The sequence below is a fragment of the Thioalkalivibrio sp. XN8 genome, from assembly GCF_011058255.1.
Taxonomy (GTDB): Bacteria; Pseudomonadota; Gammaproteobacteria; order Steroidobacterales; family XN24; genus XN24.
This window is the reverse complement of record NZ_JAALFH010000065.1, coordinates 19,735-43,507: the sequence shown is the minus strand read 5'-3', so window position 1 is coordinate 43,507 and position 23,773 is coordinate 19,735. Positions and strand designations below refer to the sequence as shown.

Genomic DNA, 23,773 nt, shown 5'->3' with positions numbered 1-23,773 from the left:
CGTGATCCGGGCATGAGCAAGGCCGTCCAGCCCATCCGGGGCATGAACGACATCCTGCCCGAGAGCACCGCCACCTGGCAGTGGGTGGAGGCGGCCGCGCGCGCCGTCTTCGCCGCCTACGGCTACCGCGAGCTGCGGGTGCCCCTGGTCGAGCGTACCGAACTTTTCAGCCGCTCCATCGGCGAAGTCACCGACATCGTCGAGAAGGAAATGTACAGCTTCACCGACCGTAACGGCGACCACCTCAGCCTGCGGCCGGAAGCGACCGCGAGCTGCGTGCGCGCGGCCATCAGCAATGGGCTGATCCACAACCAGCAGCAGCGCCTGTGGTACGCGGGCCCGATGTTCCGCTACGAGCGGCCGCAGAAGGGGCGCTACCGACAGTTTCACCAGATCGGCGCCGAGGCGCTCGGCTTCGCCGGGCCGGACATCGACGCCGAGCTGATCCTGATGTCGGCGCGCCTGTGGCGCGTCCTGGGCCTGGAAGGCCTGCAGCTGGAGCTGAACTCGCTCGGGACCACCGAGTCGCGCCGCGCCTACCGCGAGCTGCTGGTCGAATATTTCAATGACCATCGGGCCGCCTTGGACGAGGACAGCCTGCGCCGCCTCGGCCAGAACCCGCTGCGCATCCTCGACAGCAAGAACCCCCAGATGCAGGCCGTGGTGGCGGGCGCCCCCGTGATCACGGACCATCTCGACAGCGAGTCCGCCGAGCACTACGCGCAGCTCCGGGCGGCGCTGGAGGCGGCGGGCGTCGCCTATCGCGTCAACCCGCGGCTGGTGCGGGGACTGGACTATTACAGCCGCACGGTCTTCGAGTGGCTGACGGACCGGCTCGGCGCCCAGGCGGCGGTGTGCAGCGGCGGGCGCTACGACACCCTGGTGGAACAGCTCGGCGGCCGGCCGACGCCGGCGATCGGCTGGGCGCTCGGCATGGAGCGGCTGGTCGAGCTGGTGGCCGGGCTGGCACCGCCACCGGCCGCGCCGCATGCCTATCTCGTGCCGCTGGGGACGGAACCGCATGCGCTCGCTCTCGCCGAGGCGCTGCGCGACCGGGTGCCGGGGCTGCGCCTGCAGGTCCATTGCGGCGGCGGTTCGCTCAAGTCGGCGATGAAGAAGGCGGACCGGAGCGGCGCCGAGCTGGCGCTGATCCTCGGCGCCGAGGAGCTCGCCGCCGACGGCATCGTGGTCAAGCCGCTGCGGAGTGCAGCGGAGCAGGAAGTAGTTACGCGCGGGGTGCTGGTGGAGCGCCTGGCGCAAGGGGTCGCGCCCGGGCGCGGCTGAAGAATCGCAGGGCAGCGCCGGGTGCAGACCGGCGACGGAGAAAGAAGTGGACGAGTTTTTGAGTGAACGCGAACAGGTCGACCGGATCCGCCAGTGGTGGAAGGAGAACGGCGCCTGGATCATCGTCGGCGTCGGCGGCGGGCTGCTGGCCCTGGCCGGCTGGAACTGGTGGCAGGGCTACCAGCTGCAGCGGGCCGAGCAGGCGGCGGCGATCTACTCGGTCGTCTCCGAGGCCGCCATGGAAGAGCGGGCCGACGAGGTGCGCCTCGGGCTGGAGCAGCTCGAGTCGGGCCACTCGGGTTCGCCCTACGTGCAGCATGCGCGCCTGGCGCTGGCCGGCGTGCTGGCCCGGGCCGGCGAGTTCGGTCCGGCCGTCGACCAGCTCCAGCAGGTGCTGGACGAAGCCGATGACCCCCAGCTGCGGCTGGTCGCGCGCCTGCGCATGGCGCGGGCGCTGCTGGCGGCCGGCGAACTCGAGCGGGCGCTCGAGGTGGCGCGCGGGGGGCAGCCCGGCGTATTTGCCGCCGCCCTGCGCGAGATCGAGGGCGACGTGCTCGCCCGCCAGGGCGACACGGCGGGCGCGCGCGCAGCATACGAGGCTGCCCTGGCCGACGCGGCGGAACATCCCGGCGTGATCGACGAGGCGCTGGTGCAGCTCAAGCTGCAGTCGCTCGGCCCCGCTGCGGCCGAGGGGAGCGAGACTTCGTGACGCTGCGTCCCGGCATTGCGCTGGGCTGTCTCGCGCTGCTGTCCTTGGGCGGCTGCGGCATCTTCGGCGGGGACGACGAGCCGATCGAGCCGCCGGCGGAGCTGGTCGAGTTCGAGGCGACCCTGGAGGTCCGCGAGGCGTGGGAATTCCGCGCCGGGTCGGGCGCCGAGCGCCTGGGCCTGGCCTTGCGGCCGGCCGTGGAAGGCGGCCGGGTGTACGTCGCCGGGCGCGACGGCCGCGTGCACGCCCTCGATCTCGAAAGCGGCGACCGGCTCTGGACGACCGAGACCGACGTCGCGCTGGCTGCCGGCCCGGCCGCCGGTTTCGGGCTGGTGGCGGTCGGCGGCAGCGACGGCATGGTCATCGCGCTCGACGCCGGCGACGGTTCGGTCCGCTGGCAGGCGCAGTTGTCGGGCGAGGTGCTGGCCAGCCCGGCGGTGACGGCGCAGGCGGTCGTCGTGCGCAGCGTGGACGGGTACCTGCGGGCGCTGGCGCCGGACACCGGCGAGGAGATCTGGGCGGCCGAGCAGCGCCCGCCGCGCCTGACCCTGCGCGGCACGGGAGCACCCGCCACCGGTGGCGGGCTGGTCGTCAGCGGTTTCGACAACGGCCGCGTCGCGGCTTACGACCTGCGCGACGGCGAGCAGCGCTGGGAGCAGACCATCGCGATCGGGCGCGGGCGCACGGAAATCGAGCGGCTGGCGGACGTCGACGCGACGCCCCAGATCGTCCCGCCGGACGTGTTTGCCGTCGGCTACCAGGGCCGCGTGGTCAGCCTGTCGCTGGAGACCGGCCAGCTGCTGTGGGCCAACGAGATGTCCAGCCACAAGGGGCTGGGCGTGGACTGGACCAGCCTCTACGTTACGACCGACGAGAGCGAAGTGGTCGGCATGAGCCGCGCCAGCGGGGGGGAGCTGTGGCGCCAGGACGCGCTGCGGCTGCGCCGGCTCACGGCGCCGACGCCGCACGGCCAGAGCGTGGTCGTGGGCGACTTCGAGGGCTGGCTGCACTGGCTGGACCCGATCAGCGGCCGCCTGCAGGCGCGCCACCGCGCCGGGGACGCGTCCTTCATCACTGCGCCGGTCAGCGGCGGCGAGCTGCTGATCGCGCAGGACGAAGAAGACCGCGTGTACGCGCTGCGCACGGAGCCGCGGGGCTGAGGCCTCCGGTCCCATGCTTCCCGTCGTCGCGCTGGTGGGCAGGCCGAACGTCGGCAAGTCCACGCTGTTCAACTTCCTCACCCGGACCCGGGATGCGCTGGTCGCCGACCTGCCCGGGCTGACCCGCGACCGCCAGTACGGCTACGGCCGCATCGGGCCGGTGCCCTACATCGTCGTCGACACCGGCGGCCTCAGCGGCGCCGCCGACCAGCTCGACGGCCTGATGGCCCGCCAGACGCTGCGCGCGCTGGACGAGGCCGACGTAGTGCTGTTCATGGTGGACGGCCGCGAAGGCCTGGCGGCGGCGGACGAGCAGGTCGCCGACCTGCTGCGCCGCCGCGGCTGCGCCGTCACGCTGGTGGTGAACAAGGCCGAGGGCCAGGCGCCCGAGGTGATCGGCGCGGAGTTCCATCGGCTCGGGCTGGGGGAGCCTGCGGTCGTCTCCTCAGCGCACGGCGACAACGTCCGGGCGCTGATGGACGAAGTCCTGGCGCCGTTCCCGCCGGAGGAGGAGGCGGACGCGCGCGAGGAAGGCGTCCGGGTGGCGGTTATCGGCCGCCCCAATGTCGGCAAGTCGACCCTGATCAACCGGATGATCGGGCAGGAGCGGCTCGTTGCTTTCGACCAGCCCGGCACTACCCGCGATGCCGTGGAGGTCCCGTTCGAGCGGGACGGCCGCCGGTATCTCCTGGTCGACACGGCCGGCGTGCGCCGCCGTTCGCGGGTCGCCGAGGCCGTCGAGAAGTTCAGCGTCATCAAGACCCTCGGCGCCATCGACGCCGCGGCGGTCGTGATCGCCGTGCTCGATGCGCGCGAGGGCGTCACCGACCAGGACGCCAGCCTGCTGGGCCTCGCGGCCGAGCGCGGCCGGGCGATGGTCATCGCGGTCAACAAGTGGGACGGCCTGTCGCCCGACCAGCGCGACACCGTGCGGCGCCAGCTGGAGCTGAAACTGCCATTCCTCGACTACGCGCCGATTCAGTTCATTTCTGCGCTGCACGGTACCGGGGTCGGCGACCTGTTCGCGCTGGTGGACTCGAGCTACGCGGCCGCGATTCGCGACCTGCCCACGCCGGAGCTGACGCGGGTGCTGCAGGACGCCATCACGGCGCACCAGCCGCCGCTCTCGCGCGGGCGCCGGATCAAGCTGCGTTATGCCCACCAGGGCGGCCGCAACCCGCCGGTGATCGTGATCCACGGCAGCCAGGCGGAGTTGCTGCCGGACAGCTACCGGCGGTACCTTGCCAATGTCTATCGCAAGGCTTTTCACCTGCAGGGCACGCCCGTGCGGATCGAATTGCGCTCCGGCGAGAATCCCTACGCCGGCCGCCGCAACCCGCTGACGCCGCGCCAGCAGCGCAAGCGCCAGCGCATGCTGCGCCACGTGAAGAAAGGCCGCTGAGGAGTCCGGCATGGAACCAGGCAGCAAGATCATCAAGCCCCCCGCCTTCACGCCCACCGAGGCGCGCTCGGCCACCGGCGCGCGCCGCTTCGTGCGCATCGAGCGGCCGTTCCAGATGCACCGGGGCGGCGTGCTGCCGCGCCTGGACGTGGCCTACGAGACCTGGGGCGAGCTGAACGCCGACGCCTCGAACGCCGTGCTGCTGTTCACGGGCCTCTCGCCCTCGGCGCACGCCGCCTCGTCCCCGGCCGACACCTCGCCCGGCTGGTGGGAAGAGATGGTCGGCCTCGGCCGGCCGATCGACACGCGGCACTACTTCGTGATCTGCGTCAACTCGCTGGGCAGCTGCTTCGGCAGCACCGGCCCCGCCTCCATCGACCCGCGTACGGGCGAGCCCTATCGGCTGAGTTTCCCGGTGCTGACGGTCGAGGACATCGCCGCTGCGGGCAGGGAAGTGGTGCGCCACCTCGGCATCAGCAAGCTGCACACGGTGATCGGCCCGTCGCTGGGCGGCATGACGGCGCTGGCTTTCTGCGTGCTGTTCCCGGAGCTGAGCCGCGGGCTGGTGGCGATCTCCTCGGCGGCGCGCGCGCCAGCCTTCGCCATTGCCCTGCGGTCCCTGCAGCGCGAGATCATCCGCTCCGACCCGGACTGGCGCGGCGGTGATTACGCGCCCGACCAGCCGCCGCTCCGGGGCATGCGCCTGGCGCGCAAGCTCGGCATGATCACCTATCGTTCGGCCGAGGAGTGGGACAACCGCTTCGGCCGCGAGCGGGCCGCCGGCGAGCATGAGTCGGGCGACCAGTTCGGCATCGATTTCGAGGTCGAGTCCTACCTCGAGCACCACGCCAACAAGTTCATCGGCCAGTTCGACCCGAACTGCTATCTCTATCTTTCGCGCGCGATGGACCTGTTCGACGTGGCGGAGCACAGCGGCTGCATCGCCACCGAGCTCTCCAAGCCCGGCATCGAGCGCGCGCTGGTGGTCGGCGTCGAGACCGACTTCCTGTTCCCGCTGCACGAGCAGGAGCAGCTGGCAGAATGCCTGGAGCAGCCGGGCCGCGAGGTCGAGTTCGTCGGGCTGCCCTCGCTGCAGGGCCACGACTCGTTCCTGGTGGACATGGACCGCTTCCGGCCGGTGATCGCCCGGTACTTCGACCGCGCCTGACGCTCCGTGCCCCGGCGACCGCTGCGCGCTGCGATGCAGGCCGCAGGGACTCGCGCCAGTCCTCCGCGCGGACGCCGTAAATACGTCCCTGTAGGCTCGCTCGCGCACGTCCTGTGCGCGAGCGCCGCGCGGAGGACCAGCGCGAGCCCCTGCCGCCACTCCGAGTCGTTCCCGCTGCGGTCGATGCCCGGGCCGGGTCGGCTCGGCGGCTGCCACCGAAGCTGCGTGATGTGATGCAGGCCGGTTCGGGGCGCTCGCACACAGGGACGTGTGCGAGCGAGCGTACAGGGATGTATTCACAGCGTCTCCGAACCGGCCTGCATCGCCGCGCGCAGCGGTCGGGCTGCTAGTCAGGTCCTGAGTCCGGGTCCCCGTGGGTCGATTTGACCTCCGCCTCGAGTCGACCACGCGCCAGGCGGAGTGCCAGCCGGTCCCCGGGGCCCAGCTGAGCGGCGTCGCGGACGATGCTGCCGTCGCGCGGGTCGGTGGCGATGGCATAGCCGCGCTCCAAGGTCGCCAGCGGGCTGACCGTGTGGAGCGCGTGCCCGGCGGCGTCCAGCCGGGCGCGCAGGGCCTGCAGGCGGTAGCCGGCGGCTGAGCGCAGGCGTCGTTCCAGGCCCGCGGTCCGCTCCCGGGCCGCCTCGAGCCGGCGCGCGGGCGATTGCGCCGCCAGCACGGCGCGGGCATGGGCGAGGCGCCGGCGGCGGTGGTCCACCAGCGCCGCGGTTGCGCGGCGCAGGCGGGTGTCGAGCTCCGCGAGCCGCTGCGCGTGCTGCCGCAGGCGGTTGCCGGGATGCGACACCCCGAGCCGGCGACGCTGCCAGTCCAGCCGCTGGGCGAGGGTGTCGAGCCGGCGCTGCATCGCGTTGCGCAGCCGGCCGGCGTCCTTGTTCAGCCGCCGCAGCCACTCCAGCGAGTCGGGCACGGCGAGCTCGGCGGCGCCCGAGGGCGTGGGGGCGCGCAGGTCGGCGGCGAAATCGGCGATGGTGAAATCCACCTCGTGGCCGACGCCGGAGATGACCGGGATGGCGCTGGCGCGGATGGCGCGGGCCACGACCTCCTCGTTGAAGCTCCAGAGGTCCTCCAGCGAGCCGCCGCCGCGGGCGAGGATCAGCACGTCGCACTCGGCCCGGCTTGAGGCGCGCCCGAGGGCGGCCGCGATCTTCTCCGCCGACCCCTCGCCCTGGACCGGCGTGGGGTAGACGATCACCGGCACGGCCGGGAAGCGGCGCTGGAGGACGTGCAGGATGTCCCGGATCGCCGCGCCGCTGGGCGAGGTCACCACCCCGATGCGGCGGGGGAGTTGCGGGATCGGCCGCTTCTGGGCCTCGTCGAACAGGCCTTCCTCGCGCAGCCGGGCCTTGAGCGCCTCGAAGCGGCGGCGCAGGGCGCCTTCGCCGGCTTCCTCGGCGTACTCGACGACCAGCTGGTACTCGCCGCGGGGCTCGTAGACGCTCAGCCGGGCACGCAGCAAGAGTTGCAGGCCGTTGCGCGGGCTGACCGCGAGCTTGAGGGCGGTCGAGCGCCACATGACGCAGCGCACCTGCGCGGCCTCGTCCTTGAGCGAGAAATACAGGTGGCCGGAGGCCGGGCGGGCCAGGTTCGACACCTCGCCCTCGATCCACAGCGCGGGCAGGCTGGTCTCGAGCAGCAGCCGGACCTCGCGGTTGAGGCGCGACACTGTCCAGACGTCGCGTTCCGGCAGTTCGAAAGGGTCTCCGCTCATGGCGCGCATGATACCCCGAGATTTACCCCTGTCGGGTCGGCGCGTAGAATGGTGGGTTTACACTCCTGCTGCCGCGAGGGACCCATCATGCGCCTGATCCAGGAAGCCCTCACCTTCGACGACGTCCTGCTCGAGCCTGCCTACTCGGACGTGCTGCCCCGGGACGTGAGCCTGGCGACCCGCCTCACCCGTGACATTCAGCTGCAGCTGCCGATCGTGTCGGCGGCCATGGATACGGTGACCGAGGCCCGGCTGGCCATCGCGCTCGCCCAGGAAGGCGGCATCGGCGTGATCCACAAGAACATGACCGCCGAGGGGCAGGCGCGTGAGGTCCGCCGGGTCAAGAAGTACGAGAGCGGCATCATCAACGACCCGATCACCGTCACGCCCGACAAGACCATCCGCGAGGTGATGGAACTGACGCGGGCCAAGGGCATTTCCGGCGTGCCGGTAGTGGACGGCGGCCGCATCGCCGGTATCGTCACCAACCGCGACCTGCGCTTCGAGACCCGGCTCGACCTGCCGGTGTCCGAGGTGATGACGCCGCGCGAGCGGCTGGTCACGGTGCGCGACGGCTCGGCCAAGGACGAGATCCTGCAGCTGCTGCACAAGCACCGCATCGAGAAAGTGCTGATCGTCGACGAGGACGACCGCCTCACCGGGATGATCACCGCCAAGGACTTCCAGAAGGCGACCGATTTCCCGCACGCCTGCAAGGACGAGCGCGGGGCCCTGCGGGTTGCCGCGGCGGTGGGCGGCAGCGCCGACACCGACGAGCGGATCGAGGCGCTGGTCGCGGCCGGGGTCGACGTCATCGTGGTGGACACGGCACACGGGCACTCCCGCGGCGTGATCGACCGGGTGCGCCTGGTGAAGCAGGCCTTTCCGCACATCCAGGTGATCGGCGGCAACATCGTGACGGCCGATGCCGCCACGGCGCTGGTGGAGGCCGGCGCCGACGGCGTGAAGGTTGGGATCGGGCCCGGCAGCATCTGCACCACCCGCGTCGTGGCGGGCGTCGGCGTGCCCCAGGTCACCGCGGTGGCGAACGTGGCGGCGGCGCTGGCGGGCACGGGCGTGCCGCTCATCGCCGACGGCGGCATTCGCTACTCCGGGGATTTCGCCAAGGCCATCGCGGCCGGCGCCCACAGCATCATGGTCGGCAGCCTGTTCGCCGGCACCGAGGAATCGCCCGGCGAGGTCGAGCTCTACCAGGGCCGCTCCTACAAGGCCTACCGCGGCATGGGCTCGCTCAGCGCCATGTCGCAGCGCCACGGTTCCAAGGACCGTTACTTCCAGGACGCCACCGACTCGGTGGAGAAGCTGGTGCCGGAAGGCATCGAGGGCCGCGTGCCCTACAAGGGCAGCCTGATCCAGATCGTGCACCAGCTGGCCGGCGGCCTGCGCGCCGCCATGGGCTACACCGGCTGCCGGACCATCGAAGACATGCGCAGCCGGCCGAAGTTCGTGCGGATCACCAATGCCGGCGTGCGGGAGAGCCATGTGCATGACGTGGCGATCACCAAGGAATCTCCCAACTATCGCGTCGACTGACGAGCCCGGCCATGACCACCGACATCCATGCCCAGCGGATCCTGATCCTCGACTTCGGCTCGCAGTACACGCAGCTGATCGCCCGCCGGGTGCGCGAGGCCGGGGTCTACAGCGAGATCCGCGCCTGGGATTGCCCGGCCGACGACATCCGGGCCTTCGCCCCGTCCGGCATCATCCTCTCCGGCGGCCCGGAGTCGGTGACCATCGACGAAGGGCCGCGCGCCTCCGACACGGTGTTCGACCTGGGCGTGCCGGTGCTGGGCATCTGTTACGGGATGCAGACCATGGCCGCCCAGCTCGGCGGCGAGGTGGCGGGCTCCACCCACCGGGAGTTCGGCTACGCCCGCGTCAAGGTCACGGGCGGCTCCAGCCTGCTGGACGACATCGAGGACCACGAGGACAGCGAGGGCACGCCGCTGCTCGACGTCTGGATGAGCCATGGCGACCGGGTCGAGTCCCTGCCGCCCGGCTTCATCGCCATTGCCGGCACCGACAGCGCCCCGCTGGCGGGCATGGCCGACGACGGCCGCCGTTTCTACGGGCTGCAGTTCCATCCCGAGGTCACGCACACCCGCCAGGGCGCCCGCATCCTGTCGCGCTTCGTGCATGACATCTGCGGCTGCGCCAGCGACTGGAACGCCGGCAACATCGTGGACGACGCCATTGCCCGCGTTCGCGCGCAGGTCGGCGGCTCCAAGGTGCTGCTCGGCCTGTCGGGTGGCGTGGACTCGTCGGTGGTCGCCGCGCTACTGCACCGCGCGATCGGGGACCAGCTGACCTGCGTGTTCGTGGACCACGGCCTGCTGCGCCAGGGCGAGGGCGACCAGGTGATGGCGACCTTCGCCCGGCACATGGGCATCCGCGTCATCCGCGTCGACGCCGAGGACCGGTTCCTCGCCGCGCTCGCCGGGGTCGAGGACCCGGAGGAGAAGCGCAAGATCATCGGCCGGCTGTTCATCGAGGTGTTCGAGGAACAGGCCCAGCAGCTGAAGGACATCGACTGGCTGGCGCAGGGCACGATCTACCCCGACGTGATCGAGTCGGCCGGCGCCAAGACCGGCAAGGCCCACGTCATCAAGTCGCACCACAACGTCGGCGGGCTGCCGGAGCGGATGCGCATGCAGCTGGTCGAGCCGCTGCGCGAGCTGTTCAAGGACGAGGTGCGCAAGATCGGCCTCGAGCTCGGCCTGCCCTGGGACATGGTGTACCGCCATCCCTTCCCCGGCCCCGGCCTCGGCGTGCGCATCCTCGGCGAGGTGAAGAAGGAATACGCCGACCTCCTGCGGCTGGCGGACGACATCTTCATCACCGAGCTGCGCAACCACGACCTGTACGACAAGGTCAGCCAGGCCTTCGCCGTGTTCCTGCCGGTCCGCTCGGTGGGCGTGATGGGCGACGGCCGTACCTACGACTACGTGGTCGCGCTGCGCGCCGTCGAGACGGTGGACTTCATGACTGCCCACTGGGCCCACCTGCCCTACGAGTTCCTGGACCTCGTCAGCCGGCGGATCATCAACGAGATCCCCGGCATCTCCCGCGTCACCTACGACATCTCCGGCAAGCCGCCGGCGACCATCGAGTGGGAATAGGGCCGGGCGTTACGGAGCTCAAGGTGTTGCCATGTCGAAACCCGTCGTAGCCGACAACAAGCCGGCCAAGGTCACACTCGAGAAAGGCAAGGAATACTACTGGTGCCGCTGCGGCCGCTCGAATAACCAGCCCTTCTGCGACGGTTCGCACCGGGGCACCGACTTCACGCCGAGGAAGTTCGTTGCCCAGGAAGCCGGCGACGCCTACCTCTGCGTTTGCAAGCATACGGGCAACCAGCCTTTCTGCGACGGTACGCATAAGAAGTTCTCCGCCGACGACGTCGGCGCGGAAGGCCCCGGCGCCGAGGGCGCGACGACCGACAGCGCGCCGCGGGCGGAGCCGACGCCGGAAGAGCCGACGGTGGTATTCATCCACGAGCTCGCGCGGGACGGTCTCAAGACCTTCGGCCACCACGGGCCGATGACCGCCATGGGCGTGCCGCGGCACGAGCTGCCCCACTGGGACGACCTGCAGATCCTGGTTGCCCAGCTGGCCGAGCAGCCGTTGCAGGAGGACGTCGAGGTCGGCACCGAGCTGGTGATCGGGCCGGAAGCGAAGAAGCCGCTGCACCTGAAGATCCCGCTGTTCGTCTCGGACATGAGCTTCGGCGCGCTGTCGGAGGAAGCGAAGCTCGCGCTGGCCAAGGGCGCGGAGCTGGCCGGCACCGGCATCTGCTCGGGCGAGGGTGGCATGCTGCCGGAGGAGCAGCAGGCCAATTCGCGCTACCTCTACGAGCTGGCCAGCGCCATGTTCGGCTATCGCGAGGAGCTGCTCGAAAAGGTCCAGGCCTTCCACTTCAAGGGCGGGCAGGGCGCCAAGACGGGCACGGGCGGCCACCTGCCGGCGAGCAAGAACATCGGCAAGATCGCCGAGGTCCGCGGGCTCGAGCCCGGGACCCCGGCCGTCTCCCCGCCGACCTTCCGTGACCTGTCCTCGAAGAAGGACTTCCGCAAGTTTGCCGCCCGGGTGCGGGAGATCAGTGGCGGCATCCCGGTCGGCTTCAAGCTCAGCGCCAACCACATCGAGCGCGACGTGCAGTTCGCGCTCGACGTCGGCGCCGACTACATCATTCTCGACGGCCGCGGCGGCGCCACCGGCGCGGCCCCGGAGATGTTCCGCGACCACATCAGCGTGCCGACCATCCCGGCGCTGGCGCGCGCGCGCCGGCTGCTGGACAAGCAGAAGGCCAGCGGCCGGGTGACGCTGATCATCACCGGCGGCCTGCGGGTGCCGATGGATTTCGTCAAGGCGCTGGCGCTCGGCGCCGACGGCATCGCGCTGGCCAACTCCGCCATCCAGGCAGTGGGCTGCGTGGCCGCGCGCATGTGCCACACCAACAACTGCCCCTCCGGCGTCGCCACCCAGAAGCCGGAGCTGCGCAAGCGCATCGACGTCGACCGCTCGGCGCAGCAGTTGTGCAACTTCTTCACGGCATCGGTAGAACTCATGCAGGTGATGGCGCGCGCCTGCGGTCATGACCACCTGAACCAGTTCGACCGCGACGACCTGACGACCTGGCAACGGGACATGGCGCTGCTCTCGGGCGTGCGCTTTGCCGGCGTGCTCGGGCCGCAATGACGCCCGTCCCGGACTCGTCGGCCCTGGACGAGACCTGCATGCGCCGCGCGCTGGAGCTGGCCGCCTGTGCCGAGGCGGAGGGCGAGGTGCCGGTCGGCGCCGTGCTGGTCGGGCCCGACGGCGAGGTGCTGGCCGAGGCCTGGAACCGGCCCATCGCCACCTGCGATCCCACGGGCCACGCCGAGATCCGCGCCCTGCGGGCCGCCGGCGAGGTGATCGGCAATTACCGGCTGCCCGGCACCACGCTCTACGTGACCCTCGAGCCCTGCCCGATGTGCGCCGGCGCCATGGTGCACGCGCGGGTCAGGCGGCTGGTCTACGCCGCCGCCGACCCCAGGGCCGGGGCAGCCGGCAGCGTATTCGACCTGTTGCGCTCGCCCCGGCTGAACCACCAGGTCGAGGTGACCGGCGGCGTGCTCGCCGACGCGAGCGCGGCCCTACTCCGTAGTTTTTTCCGCGCCCGGCGCTGATCGTCCGGCCAGCTGCGGGGCGCGGGGGTCGGCGGTGATCCAGCCCAGGATTTCGTAATAGCGCCGGATATTGTCGACGTAGCGCACCGGCTCCCAGCCGCGCGCGTAGCCGAAACGGGTGCCCTTGTACCAGCGCTCCTGGGTCAGCAGCGGCAGGCTGTCGCGCACGTGGGCCCAGCGGTCGGGATCGAGCCCCCGGCCCTCGGTGATGCGGCGGGCGTCCTCGAGGTGGCCGAAGCCGATGTTGTAGCCGGCGAGCGCCATCCAGGTACGGTCCGGCTCCGGGATGCGTTCCGGGATCTTGCCGATGACCCGCCGCAGGTAGGCTGTGCCCCCGCGGATACTCTGCTCGGGATCGTTGCGGTCCTCGACGCCCATGGCCCCGGCGGTGTCACGGGTCAGCATCATCAGGCCCCGCACGCCGGTGGGAGAGACCGCCGCCGGGTTCCAGTGCGATTCCTGGTAGGCCAGCGCGGCGATCAGGCGCCAGTCGAAACCATGCTCGGCGGCAGCTTCCTGGAACCAGGCCTGGTACCGGGGCAGCCGGTCTTCGACGTGGCGCAGGAAGGTGCGGGTGCCGACATAGTCGAAACGGTCGGTATGGCCATAGTAACGGTCCATGACCTCCGCGATCGTCCCGTCGGCGGAAGCCGCCGCGAAAAACGCCTCGGCGCGCTCGATCAGGCTCCGGTCGTCGCCGCGGCGAAAGGCCCAGGCGATGGGCTGGGGCTCGCTGAGGTCCAGCGCCACGCGGATGTCCGGGTGAAAGTAGCGGTTCACCAGCACCGCGGTCGAATCCGCGATGGTGTAGTCGATGGCCCCGTCGGCCACCTGCGCCAGCAGTTCCTGGGTCTCGGCCGTGGGATGCTCGAGCCAGGTCAGCCCGGGCAGCGTGAGCCGCAGCGCCTCGAGCGTGTCGACATAGCTGCTGCCGGCGACCACTTCCAGCCGGCCCCCGACCACCTGGTCCAGCTCGCGGGGGCGCCAGCTGCCGCGCCGGTAGACCAGCTGCTGGGTGACGCGCCGGTAGACCGGGCCGAACGCCACCTCCTGCTGGCGGGCCGGCGTGACGGTGAGGCCCGCGGCGGCCAGGTGGGCGCGGCCCGAGATCACCTCGGGCAACACCTGCGACAGGCTGTCCACGGTGTAGATCTCGAGCTCCACGCCGAGGAACTCGGCAAAGCCGCGCGCCAGGTCGTACTCGGGGCCGACCGGCCCCTCCGAGCCGATGTAATAGGTGGTCGGTGCATTGCGGGTCACGACCCGCAGCACGCCTTCGCGCTCGACCTGCTCGAGCCGGTTCAGCGGCTGGGTGCAGGTGCCCAGGAGCAGCGCGAGCACCAGGATCGCGACCAGCCTCATGACCGTGCCGCTTCCGTCACAGCGGCCACACCCACAGCAGCATCGGTACCGCGACCAGCACCACCAGGATCTCCAGCGGCAGGCCCAGGCGCCAGTAGTCGCCGAAGCGGAAGCCGCCGGGCCCGAGGATCAGCGTGTTGTTCTGGTGGCCGATCGGCGTGAGGAAAGCGCAGGAGGCGCCGACCGCCACGGCCATCAGGAAAGGATCGGCGTTGACCCCGAGCTGCGCCGACGCGCCGATGGCGATCGGGCACATGATCGCGGCGGTGGCCGCGTTGTTCATCAGGTCGGACAACGTCATGCTGACGACCAGCATGACGACGAGCGCGATCACGGCGTTCCCCTGGGCGACCCCGTCGAGCAGCCCCCGCGCCACCAGGTCCGCCGCGCCCGTGGTCTCCATCGCCGCCGCGACCGGGATCAACGCGCCGAGCAGCACGATCACCGGCCAGTCGATGGATTCGTAGACCTGCCGCAGCGGCAGCGTCCGCAGCGCCATGGTCGCCAGTACCCCGGCGGCGAAAGAAATTGCCGCGGGCAGCAGCCCGAGCGCCGCCCCGCCCACGGCCAGGACCAGGATGCCGGTCGACAACAGCATCTTGCGCCGGTCCGGCAGCCGCAGCGAACGACCGGCGAGCGGCACGCAGCCGGTCTCGTTGGCGAACTCCACGATGACGTCCTCGGGGCCATGCAGCAGCAGCACGTCGCCGGCCTTGAAGCTCATGGTGCGCAGGCGCGCCAGCGAGCGACGGCCGCGGCGCGATACCGCCAGCAGGCTGATGCCGTAGCGGGTGCGCAGCCGCAGCCGGCTGGCCGAGTGGTCCACCAGCGCCGAATCCGGCAGCACCGCAACTTCTACCAGCACGCTGTCCTCGTCGCGGGGCTCGTCGTCCCCGTCCCCGTCCTGCTCTGCTGCTGCGGCCTGCTCGGGCGTGATCGGTTCGCCCGTGGGCCGCGGCTTGTCTTCCTCCAGCTTGAGCCCCAGGCTCGACAGGGCGCTGCCCAGCCCGTCGGGGTCTGCCTCGATCACCAGGATGTCATCGGCCTTGACCACACGATTGCCTTGCGGCGCATTGACCCGCACCTCGTTGCGCACCAGGCTGAGCACCTGGGCCCCGTGCTCCTCGAGCGCGGCTTCGATCTCGGCGAGCCGTTGCCCCGCTGCCTTGCTGTCTTCCTTGACCCTGGCTTCCGTGATGTAAGCGCCGGTCTCGAACTCCTCCACGCCCCCGCGCTCCCGCACGGGCACCAGCAGCCGGCCCAGCAGTATCACCAGCACGACCCCGGCCGCCGCCACCGCGGCGCCGACCGGCGTGAAATCGAACATCGCGAAGCTGGTGCCGGTCGCTTCGGCGCGAAAGCCCGAGACGATCAGGTTGGGCGGAGTGCCGACCATGGTCGTCATGCCGCCGAGAATGGAGCCGAAGGCCAGCGGCATCAATACCTGGCCGGGCGCTAGCTCCTGCCTGGCCGCGATCTGCAGCGCCACCGGCATCAGCAGCGCCAGGGCGCCGACGTTGTTCATGAAGCCCGACAACAGGGCGCCGATGCCGGTCAGCGCGGCGATAGTCAGCAGGGGGCCCGCATTCGACGGCATGAACTTCTCGACCACCAGGTCCACCGCCCCCGAAGCCTGCAGGGCCCGGCTCAGCACCAGCACGCAGGCGACCGTGATGACCGCCGGATGGCCGAAACCGGAGAAGGCCCCGGCGGCCGGCACCAGGCCCAGCAGCACGCACGCCAGCAGGGCCCCCAGCGCCACCATGTCGTGCCGCCAGCGGCCCCACAGGAACAGGGTCACCATGGCGACGAGGATGGCGAGGATCAACCCCTGCTGCAGCTGCATCAGTCTCCCTGGAAACGGCGCCCCGGCCGGCGGGGCCCAGGGGCGTAGTCTGCCTCAGACGGTGCTCGCAGGCGAAACCCGGCGGGATAGTCAGGAACTATGGGCTCAATAGCTTTAATTCATTAGACCAATGGCCTGTCCATCCCTAGACTGGTGTGCACCAACCGTCCAAAGGAGGGGGAACCCCATGTCGAACGAATCCAAGTGCCCGGTAATGCACGGCGCCAACACCACCGCCGGAACATCCAACACGGAATGGTGGCCCAACGCGCTGAACCTGGACATCCTCCACCAGCACGACACCAAGTCCAACCCGATGGGGCCCGATTTCGACTATCGCGAAGAGGTCAAGAAGCTCGACTTCGACGCCGTCAAGAAGGACCTCGAGGCCCTGATGACCGACAGCCAGGACTGGTGGCCGGCCGACTGGGGCCACTACGGCGGCCTGATGATCCGCATGGCCTGGCATGCCGCCGGCACCTACCGGCTGTTCGACGGTCGCGGCGGCGGCGGCACCGGCAACCAGCGCTTCGCGCCGCTGAACTCCTGGCCCGACAACGGCAACCTCGACAAGGCCCGCCGCCTGCTGTGGCCGGTCAAGAAGAAGTACGGCAACAGGCTCAGCTGGGCGGACCTGATGATCCTGGCCGGCAACGTGGCCTACGAGTCCATGGGTCTCGAGACCTTCGGCTTCGGCTTCGGCCGCGCGGACATCTGGGAGCCCGAGCAGGACGTCTACTGGGGTTCGGAGAAAGAGTGGCTGGCCGAGAGCGTCCTCCGGTACGCCAACGAAGAGGACCCGGAGTCCCTGGAAGAGCCGCTCGGCGCGGTCCACATGGGCCTGATCTACGTCAACCCGGAAGGCCGCGACGGCAAGCCGGACCCGCTGAAGTCGGCGCATGACGTGCGGGTCACATTCGCTCGCATGGCGATGAACGACGAGGAGACCGCAGCGCTCACCGCCGGCGGCCATACCGTCGGCAAGGCCCACGGCAACGGCTCCGAGGCCAAGCTCGGCCCCGCCCCCGAAGCGGCCGAGGTGGAGAACCAGGGCCTGGGCTGGATGAATCCGGACATGGGCGGCCGCGCCAGCAAGGCCGTCACCTCCGGCATCGAGGGCGCCTGGACCAAGGAGCCCACGAAGTTCGACATGGGCTATTTCGACATGCTGCTCGACCACGAGTGGGAGTTGAAGAAGAGTCCCGCCGGGCACTGGCAATGGGAGCCGGTCGACATCAAGGAAGAGGACAAGCCGGTCGACGCCAGCGATCCTTCAGTCCGCCATAACCCGATCATGACCGACGCCGACATGGCCATGAAGATGGATCCGGCTTACCGCGAAATCATGGAGCGGTTCCGCAACGATCCGGAATATTTCAAGGACACCTTCGCGCGAGCCTGGTTCAAGCTGACCCACCGGGACATGGGCCCGAAGGCGCGCTACATCGGCCCCGAGGTGCCGGCGGAAGACCTGCTGTGGCAGGACCCGGTGCCCGCCGGGAGCACCGACTACGACATCGACGCCGTGAAGGCGAAGATCGCCGCCAGCGGGCTCTCGATCGCCGAACTGGTGGCGACGGCCTGGGACAGCGCCCGCACCTACCGCGGCTCGGACATGCGCGGCGGGGCCAACGGTGCCCGCATCCGCCTCGCGCCGCAGAAGGACTGGAAGGGCAACGAGCCCGAGCGGCTGCAGAAGGTGCTCGACGTGCTGGAGCCGATTGCGGCGGAGACCGGGGCGAGCATCGCGGACGTGATCGTGCTGGCCGGCAACGTGGGCCTCGAGCAGGCCATCAAGGCTGCCGGCTTCGACGTGGCCGTGCCCTTCGCGCCCGGCCGCGGCGACGCCACCGACGAGACGACCGACGCGGAGTCCTTCCGGGTCCTCGAGCCGATCGCCGACGGCTTCCGCAACTGGTTCGACTCGGCCTACGACGTGGCGCCCGAGGAGCTGCTGCTCGACCGCACGCAGCTGATGGGGCTGACCGGCCCGGAGATGACGGTGCTGCTGGGCGGCCTGCGGGTGCTGGGCGCCAACCACGGCGGCAGCAAGCACGGCGTGTTCACTGACCGCGTCGGCGCGTTGACGAACGACTTCTTCGTCCACCTCACCGACATGGCGTACACGTGGAAGCCGGCAGGCAAGAACCTCTACGAGATCCGCGACCGCAAGAGCGGCGAGGTGAAGTGGACGGCGACCCGCGTGGACCTGGTGTTCGGCTCGAACTCCATCCTGCGCGCTTACGCCGAGGTCTACGCCCAGGACGACAACCAGGAGAAGTTCGTCAAGGACTTCGTCGCGGCCTGGACCAAGGTCATGAACGCGGACCGTTTCGACCTGGCCTGAGTCCCCTGACCGCTGCTGTTCCCCCGGCAGCGTCCCCCTGGTGCCCGGCCCCGCGTTGCGGGGTCGGGCATCATTTCGACACTAGCGTCGGACGCTAAAGTGGGCGCCATGCGAATCATGCGCGGGCCGACCTGGCCATCGAGGCCAGCCCATGACCCCTCGCCGCACCGGGCGTCAGAAGGTCTGCCCGAGGTACAGGAAAGCGGAACGACGGTCGTCCTCCCCTATGCCGTAGCCGAGATAGAAGGGCCCGACCAGCGTGTCCAGGACGACGAACAGGCTGCCGGCGGTGAGGGTGTTGCTGAGCGTTATCGCCTCGCGACTTTCCCAGGCATTACCTGCTTCCAGCGAGAACCCCACGTAGAACTGGTTATCGAGGCCTGAAACGGGGTCGTGGCCGAGCCGGCGATAATAGAGCAGCCGGCCTATGCCGCGGTGCTTGCCGCGCAGTTCGCCGATCGCGTAGCCGGACAGGCTGAAGGGGCCCCCGAGCGTGAACGGCTGTATCCCCGCCGTGTCGTCACGCAGCGTGGCGTCCAGGTTCCACCAGTGCAGCAGCGTGTTACGGCCCCAGGTCATAGGTTTCAGCAGAAAGAGACTCCCGACGTCGAAGTCGCCGTCCGAGCCGATGTTGCGGCGCGAGCCATTCCATGCCACGGCTGCCAGCGTACCGTGCAGCGGGATGTCCACCTGGTCGATCGTGTCGTAGGCCAACTGCGCAAGCCAGGCCCCGAGATTGCCTTCTTCGCCCTCCAGCCCCGGTTCCCCGATGAGGAGGGACTGGTCGCTGCGGAGGCGCAGCAGCCCAACCCGGAACTCACCCCAGTGCCCGAGCTGGCGTCCACCTTCCAGCGACACGCTGCCCTGGCTGGAGCTGAGCTGGGCCAGCTGGATGCCGTCATCGAAAATCCCCTCGCTGGTGCGGCGCAGCTCGAGCTTCGGGTTGATGAACCATCGCGAGCGGTAGTCCAGCGGCTGGAAGAGTTCCCCGAACAGGCGCGGCGACTCGCCTATTTGCAGTTCCGTGCGGAACTCCCCGCCGAGGGGGTTGATTTCGGTCATGGTGAGGCGGGCCGCGACGTTGTAGTTGCTGCCGCCCTGGAAGTCGTCCTCGAGGTTGATGCCGAAGCGGATGTAGTTGGGTCCCCACTGTCTCGCCGTGCTCTTGATCTCCAGCGTGTTGAGGCCGTCTTCCTGGCGCACGTCGTAGGTCACGGACTCGAAGGTGTCCAGTGCGTAGATGTCGGCGATGTTGCGCTCCAGCGCGTCGAGCTGCAGCGGTTTGCCGGTAAACGGCTGCAACCGCGCTTCGATGGCCTTGGGCGACAGGCCGGAATCGTTCACCACCCGGACATCGTCGACGACCGGCGGCGCCCCGCGGCGCCTCGAGATGTCCTCGCGGTAAGCGCGATACGCCTCGTCCGGGATGGAGAGACGAGCCAGGGCCTGCGCATGTCTGGCGGCATCGCGACGACCGATTTCCATGGCTTCCGCCAGCCGGTCGAACTCCTGGCTGCCGAGCGCGCCGAGATCCGGTGCGATATGGATATCGTCTTCTTCAAGGAACCGAAGCTGGTCCTGGGCCCGGCTGTTGATGAGTATGGTGAGCATCTGGCTGGTGATCGCCAGGGCGGAGCCGAGTTTCTCTTGCGGCTGGAGAGGGAAACCCAGGTCCACGGCAATGATGATGTCGGCGCCCATGTCGCGCATGATCTCGATCGGCAGGTTGCTCGATATGCCGCCGTCGACCAGCAGCCGGCCATCGACCCGTTCGGGCTTGAAGACGCCCGGGACCGCCATGCTCGCGTGCATCGCGGTCACCAGGTCGCCGGAATCGAACACCACCATCTCGCCGTTGCCGATATCCGTCGCCACGGACCGGAAGGGGATGGGGAGCTGATCGAAATCTTCGATGGCCATGACCGGAAGGGTGAGACGGCGCAGTGCAAGGTCCATGTTCTGGCCCTGCACCAACCCGCCGGGCAGCAACAGTCCCGTGCTGTCGACCCCGAGGTCGAAATCCACCAGGAAGCTGAGGTCGTCGGACTTGCGGCGGAAGGACCGTTGCGAACGTGGGGGGCGGTCGCTGAGCAGCAGGTTCCAGTCGGAAGTCCTGACGACTTCCTCGAGTTCGTCGGCAGTGAGGCCGGCGGCATAGAGTCCGCCCACCACGGCGCCCATGCTGGTACCGGCGATGTAATCCACCGGCACGTTCAGGTCTTCCAGGACGCGAATGACGCCGACATGCGCGCCGCCGCGCGCGCCGCCGCCGCTGAGCACCAGGCCGACCGTCGGGCGTGCACCGGCCTCGTGCGCGGCGAACACCGCCAGGATGCCGAGAATGAACAGCGCTGCATGGCGGCGCCATCCACACTGCTTGACCACGCTCGCCCGCACGCCGGTCACGCCGGGACTACAGTGTGTTCCGCCCGCCGCCTGCTGAACATGACGTCACGGTGCGCCCAGACCAGCGCTACGGCGAGCGCGACGTTGAGGTAGTTCTCCCAGGGCTGTGCTTCCGGCCAGAACGCCACGTTGAGCTGCCAGTGGATCACGATCGGCAGCAGCAGGTTGCCGCGGGTGCGGTTGTAGACCACCGCCATGACCACGCCTACCGCCGTGACGCCGATGACAAACGGCGCCAGGGCCCAGGCGGTATGCGGCGTGCCGCCCAGGTAGAACGCGGGGATGTGCCAGATCGCCCAGGCGAAACCGACGATGAGCCCGGCCCAGGCCGGCGCCATCACCCGCTGCACGAGGGGCAGCATCAGGCCGCGCCAGCCGAATTCCTCCACCGGGCCCAGCACCAGCATGAATGCGGTGACCAGGAGTACCTCGCCGAAGGGCTGGAGCACGAGCAGCTGGCTGAACGGCGTGCCGTTGAGGATGGCGCTGAAGATCTTCACCAGCGGCAGTGCGAGGAAGGCCAGTGCCCACCATGCCGGCGCCACGCCGCGGGGCGACAGCCGGCCGAGAAAACGCCGCACTCCGCCGGGGCCGGCGTGTAGCAGGACCAGGGTGAAAGCGACCACGGCGGGGGACCAGACGGCGAGTATGTAAGCCGGGTGAGTGACGCCGAGCGCCCCGAACAGCGACTCCATCAGGTCGCCCTGGAAGATCATCAGGGCCATGAGGCCCCAGGTGATGCCGAAAGTCAGCAGTACGAACGGGACAACGGCCCGGGTCCGGATATCACCATGGTGCGAAGCTGCCATGCGCGCTGGTTCCGGGGTCTGGGTTGTCACCTGCATAAGCCTCCAGCGTGACTATGCGCCATCGCCGGGCATTCAGGCATCGGGGTTTACCTGTAGCGAGAGGGTCTCTTATTCATGCCGGGTGGCGAGTCCGGCGCCGCAGGTACCAGTTCGCCCCTGACAGGATGAATGACGGGCCGTTCCGGGCGTCCGGCGAACAGCCAGTCGAACACCTCGCGCACGGCGACACCGGCTGCAACCAGCTCGTCGGCAAGCTCGAGCTGGCCGGCCAGTCCCTGCGCTTCGACGGCGGCTTACAGCACCTCCCTCGGCGGCCACCTCGCCGCTGGGGCGCTGTGGGCGACATTCGCGGGCGAGGACGGCGAGCGGGTCCTGATCCTGAAGTGGCCGGCGCCCGCCGAAGGGGGCTATGGCCGGCGTTCGGCCGGACGGTCCGGGTTGCCGGCAACGCGCTGGCGCTCGCCCGCGATGCGGGCCAGCGCCGCCCGGTCCGTCAGCGTGACCAGCCCCCGCTGCAGGGCCACGTGGCCGGCGGCGGCGAAGGCGGCCAGCTGCCGGCTCACCACGGCGCGCCCCGAACCCGTCTCGGTCGCCAGCTGTTCATGGGTGGCCCGCACGACGGCGCCGGGCCCGGCGAGGCGCAGCAAGGCGCGGGCCAGGCGCGCCTCGAAGCCGGTCAGCGCGACGTCTTCCACCAGTTGCTCGAAGTCGGCGAAGCGCCGCGCCACCGCGGCGAACACGCGCTGGCGGAAGGCCTCGTCCCGGGCCATGACGGCGTGGAATTCCGCCGGTTCGAGGATATCCGCCAAGAGTTCCGATTCGGCGACACCCAGGGCGGAATACTTTCGGCCCTCGACCAGGCAGGCGAACGTCTGCAGGCAGACATCGCCGGGGCTGACGCGGTACAGCACCACCTCGCGGCCGTTGGCCGCCGCCAAGGTCACCCGCAGTGACCCCTCGTGCAGCACGACGAAGCCGGGGCAGGGATCGCCCGGCCTGAACAGGACCGTTCCCGCCGGGATCGTCTGCCGCGTTCCGTTCACCGCGCCGCGCCCCCGAGGACGCGGCGCCGTGGCGATAATCCTGTGCCGGCCGCCTCAGCTCCTGGGCGTGGGACAGGTCCGGATGCCGAAAATAGAGTACACGGGGCAGACGCCGACCAGCCCGGTGACCAGCGGCACGAGGCCGATCCAGCCCCACGCGGTCTGCGGGCCGACGAAGACCAGTGACAGGATGCCGAGGCCGGCGATGATGCGCAGCGCGCGATCGATGGTGCCTTCATTGCGTTGCATATTCCTCTCCTGCGATGGGTGGATGCAACCAGAGCTTGGCACAGGAACGGCCGGTCCGTCGGTGACTTTGTCACGCCGGCAGGTTCGGAAACGGCTCGAACCGGTCGCGCCGGAGGCGGGCGGCCTTACCGAGCTGCCGCCAACACCTCCGCCGAGGTACGGTGTCTTACAGGTCCAGTCGGGTAATGCGCGCCCCGTTGAGCGAGATACCGGCCATCAGGCCGCGGTTCGACAGCACGAAGCCGATCACGGGCTGCTGGGCGGTGGCCGTGGAGACCTGCGCATTCGCACCGACCGAGATCATCGTCACCGACGCATCTGCGCCTACCGTCCAGCCGCTGCTGTTCTGGAACCGGGCCAGGGCCTCGTCGGTCATGAACAGCATGAAGACCGCGGTCGACTGCGCGCCGGCCTGGAAGCCCCAGGAGCCGCTCGTGGTGGCATGGTAGGCGACCGTCTTCCCGTCCACGCGTAGGGCGCCGACCCCGCGGGATGCGGCGATCACGAAACCGGCCTCGATCACGTCCGGAAACACCAGCACCCCGCGGGCCTGGGATACCAGGTCCCGGGAGCCTTCCACCTGCCGGAACAGGGACTCGAGCGCGCCGTCGACGCCGGTATCGATGGCCGCCCGCCGGGCGGCCGGATCAGCGCCGTTGCCGGTGGTCGTCGTGCAACCGGCGCCAAACGCCAGCACAGCCACGACGGCGGTTACGAAGGCTCTCTTGCTCATGGACATGAGGGGCTCCCTTTGATAATGAGCAGGCCATAGAGAAAGGTCGCTGTTACGGGCCCGACATTCCAGTCGCTTTCGACTCGTAGCACGCCTGCAGAAGTCTAGCAGCCGCCGTCTGCGAGCAGCGATGAGAAAAAGTTATCGTTTCTTTCAAAAGAGGTTGGATGGGCCGCCCGAGCGGTCGTCTCATCCATCCGCTGATTCGGCTCTGGAGTGGCGGAGGGGGTGGGATGGGCCGCCCCTGCGGGACGGCATCTCCGCCGGCTGGCGCCGGCTCCGATATCGAACCCGCTCTGTATGAACCGTGGGTTCGAATCCAAGTGCGGTTTCGGGC

18 protein-coding genes are annotated in these 23,773 nt (G+C 69.8%); 10 read left to right on the top strand and 8 right to left on the bottom strand.

Going from position 1 to position 23,773, the window contains the following annotated elements:
- The first annotated feature begins 12 nt into the window (after window positions 1-12).
- Genes hisS through G6N75_RS10325 form a run of 5 tightly spaced genes read left to right on the top strand, consistent with a single transcriptional unit; the run spans window position 13 to window position 5,723 of the window.
- Window positions 13-1,284, top strand: coding sequence for a histidine--tRNA ligase (gene hisS / locus G6N75_RS10345; protein WP_165348281.1), 1,272 nt, complete (start codon window positions 13-15; stop codon window positions 1,282-1,284).
- 46 nt (window positions 1,285-1,330) lie between these two features.
- The gene (locus G6N75_RS10340; protein ID WP_165348280.1) at window positions 1,331-1,993 is read left to right on the top strand and encodes a tetratricopeptide repeat protein; all 663 of its coding nucleotides are present in this window, start codon (window positions 1,331-1,333) and stop codon (window positions 1,991-1,993) included.
- A complete protein-coding gene (bamB, locus tag G6N75_RS10335) occupies window positions 1,990-3,153 on the top strand; it encodes an outer membrane protein assembly factor BamB (protein WP_165348279.1) in 1,164 nt (387 codons plus the stop codon). The genes G6N75_RS10340 and bamB overlap by 4 nt, the downstream gene beginning before the upstream one ends.
- Before the next feature lie 13 nt (window positions 3,154-3,166).
- Window positions 3,167-4,555: a ribosome biogenesis GTPase Der gene (gene der / locus G6N75_RS10330; RefSeq protein ID WP_165348278.1), complete on the top strand. Its 1,389-nt coding sequence runs from the start codon at window positions 3,167-3,169 to the stop codon at window positions 4,553-4,555.
- 10 nt (window positions 4,556-4,565) lie between these two features.
- Window positions 4,566-5,723, top strand: coding sequence for a homoserine O-acetyltransferase (locus tag G6N75_RS10325; protein WP_165348277.1), 1,158 nt, complete (start codon window positions 4,566-4,568; stop codon window positions 5,721-5,723).
- A gap of 346 nt (window positions 5,724-6,069) precedes the next feature.
- Here G6N75_RS10325 and xseA read toward each other — a convergent pair whose 3' ends face one another.
- Window positions 6,070-7,449: an exodeoxyribonuclease VII large subunit gene (xseA, locus tag G6N75_RS10320; RefSeq protein WP_165348276.1), complete on the bottom strand. Its 1,380-nt coding sequence runs from the start codon at window positions 7,447-7,449 to the stop codon at window positions 6,070-6,072.
- A gap of 87 nt (window positions 7,450-7,536) precedes the next feature.
- Here xseA and guaB point away from each other — a divergent pair, with 87 nt between their 5' ends.
- The 4 genes from guaB to tadA are packed head-to-tail and all read left to right on the top strand — an operon-like array spanning window position 7,537 to window position 12,641.
- Window positions 7,537-9,003, top strand: a complete 1,467-nt coding sequence (gene guaB, locus G6N75_RS10315) for an IMP dehydrogenase (RefSeq protein WP_165348275.1) — start codon at window positions 7,537-7,539, stop codon at window positions 9,001-9,003.
- A gap of 11 nt (window positions 9,004-9,014) precedes the next feature.
- Window positions 9,015-10,592, top strand: coding sequence for a glutamine-hydrolyzing GMP synthase (gene guaA, locus G6N75_RS10310; RefSeq protein WP_165348274.1), 1,578 nt, complete (start codon window positions 9,015-9,017; stop codon window positions 10,590-10,592).
- A 31-nt stretch (window positions 10,593-10,623) separates the two neighbouring features.
- Window positions 10,624-12,171 (top strand): glutamate synthase-related protein, encoded by a 1,548-nt coding sequence (locus G6N75_RS10305; RefSeq protein ID WP_165348273.1) that lies wholly within the window; start codon window positions 10,624-10,626, stop codon window positions 12,169-12,171.
- Complete coding sequence (tadA, locus tag G6N75_RS10300) at window positions 12,168-12,641, top strand: tRNA adenosine(34) deaminase TadA (protein WP_165348272.1); 474 nt, start codon at window positions 12,168-12,170, stop codon at window positions 12,639-12,641. The genes G6N75_RS10305 and tadA overlap by 4 nt, the downstream gene beginning before the upstream one ends.
- Here tadA and mltF read toward each other — a convergent pair.
- Both mltF and G6N75_RS10290 read right to left on the bottom strand, forming a co-directional pair.
- The gene (mltF, locus tag G6N75_RS10295) at window positions 12,609-14,003 is read right to left on the bottom strand and encodes a membrane-bound lytic murein transglycosylase MltF (RefSeq protein WP_165348271.1); all 1,395 of its coding nucleotides are present in this window, start codon (window positions 14,001-14,003) and stop codon (window positions 12,609-12,611) included. The two genes, tadA and mltF, sit on opposite strands and share 33 nt — an antisense overlap.
- 16 nt (window positions 14,004-14,019) lie before the next feature.
- Window positions 14,020-15,849: an SLC13 family permease gene (locus G6N75_RS10290; protein ID WP_165348270.1), complete on the bottom strand. Its 1,830-nt coding sequence runs from the start codon at window positions 15,847-15,849 to the stop codon at window positions 14,020-14,022.
- A gap of 187 nt (window positions 15,850-16,036) precedes the next feature.
- Between G6N75_RS10290 and katG the strand changes: the two genes are divergently transcribed.
- Entirely contained in the window at window positions 16,037-18,196 is a 2,160-nt protein-coding gene (katG, locus tag G6N75_RS10285) for a catalase/peroxidase HPI (protein ID WP_165348269.1), read from the top strand.
- Between the two features lie 174 nt (window positions 18,197-18,370).
- Here katG and G6N75_RS10280 read toward each other — a convergent pair whose 3' ends face one another.
- The 5 genes from G6N75_RS10280 to G6N75_RS10260 all read right to left on the bottom strand — a co-directional run bounded on the left by G6N75_RS10280 (window position 18,371) and on the right by G6N75_RS10260 (window position 23,436).
- Complete coding sequence (locus G6N75_RS10280; protein ID WP_165348268.1) at window positions 18,371-20,602, bottom strand: patatin-like phospholipase family protein; 2,232 nt, start codon at window positions 20,600-20,602, stop codon at window positions 18,371-18,373.
- Window positions 20,599-21,411, bottom strand: coding sequence for a type II CAAX endopeptidase family protein (locus tag G6N75_RS10275; protein ID WP_165348267.1), 813 nt, complete (start codon window positions 21,409-21,411; stop codon window positions 20,599-20,601). The genes G6N75_RS10280 and G6N75_RS10275 overlap by 4 nt, the downstream gene beginning before the upstream one ends.
- 407 nt (window positions 21,412-21,818) lie before the next feature.
- The gene (locus G6N75_RS15575) at window positions 21,819-22,454 is read right to left on the bottom strand and encodes a Crp/Fnr family transcriptional regulator (RefSeq protein ID WP_165348266.1); all 636 of its coding nucleotides are present in this window, start codon (window positions 22,452-22,454) and stop codon (window positions 21,819-21,821) included.
- Window positions 22,455-22,508: 54 nt separating this feature from the next.
- Window positions 22,509-22,703, bottom strand: coding sequence for a DUF2892 domain-containing protein (locus G6N75_RS10265; protein WP_165348265.1), 195 nt, complete (start codon window positions 22,701-22,703; stop codon window positions 22,509-22,511).
- A 166-nt stretch (window positions 22,704-22,869) separates the two neighbouring features.
- Window positions 22,870-23,436 (bottom strand): YSC84-related protein, encoded by a 567-nt coding sequence (locus tag G6N75_RS10260; RefSeq protein WP_165348264.1) that lies wholly within the window; start codon window positions 23,434-23,436, stop codon window positions 22,870-22,872.
- Window positions 23,437-23,773 lie beyond the last annotated feature (337 nt).

Coding starts and splice junctions, on each gene's coding strand:
- hisS (WP_165348281.1), top strand. CDS start 13: ATGAGCAAGGCCGTCCAGCCCATCCGGGGCATGAACGACATCCTGCCC.
- der (WP_165348278.1), top strand. CDS start 3,167: ATGCTTCCCGTCGTCGCGCTGGTGGGCAGGCCGAACGTCGGCAAGTCC.
- G6N75_RS10325 (WP_165348277.1), top strand. CDS start 4,566: ATGGAACCAGGCAGCAAGATCATCAAGCCCCCCGCCTTCACGCCCACC.
- xseA (WP_165348276.1), bottom strand. CDS start 7,449: ATGAGCGGAGACCCTTTCGAACTGCCGGAACGCGACGTCTGGACAGTG.
- guaB (WP_165348275.1), top strand. CDS start 7,537: ATGCGCCTGATCCAGGAAGCCCTCACCTTCGACGACGTCCTGCTCGAG.
- guaA (WP_165348274.1), top strand. CDS start 9,015: ATGACCACCGACATCCATGCCCAGCGGATCCTGATCCTCGACTTCGGC.
- G6N75_RS10305 (WP_165348273.1), top strand. CDS start 10,624: ATGTCGAAACCCGTCGTAGCCGACAACAAGCCGGCCAAGGTCACACTC.
- tadA (WP_165348272.1), top strand. CDS start 12,168: ATGACGCCCGTCCCGGACTCGTCGGCCCTGGACGAGACCTGCATGCGC.
- mltF (WP_165348271.1), bottom strand. CDS start 14,003: ATGAGGCTGGTCGCGATCCTGGTGCTCGCGCTGCTCCTGGGCACCTGC.
- G6N75_RS10290 (WP_165348270.1), bottom strand. CDS start 15,849: ATGCAGCTGCAGCAGGGGTTGATCCTCGCCATCCTCGTCGCCATGGTG.
- katG (WP_165348269.1), top strand. CDS start 16,037: ATGTCGAACGAATCCAAGTGCCCGGTAATGCACGGCGCCAACACCACC.
- G6N75_RS10275 (WP_165348267.1), bottom strand. CDS start 21,411: ATGGCAGCTTCGCACCATGGTGATATCCGGACCCGGGCCGTTGTCCCG.
- G6N75_RS10265 (WP_165348265.1), bottom strand. CDS start 22,703: ATGCAACGCAATGAAGGCACCATCGATCGCGCGCTGCGCATCATCGCC.
- G6N75_RS10260 (WP_165348264.1), bottom strand. CDS start 23,436: ATGAGCAAGAGAGCCTTCGTAACCGCCGTCGTGGCTGTGCTGGCGTTT.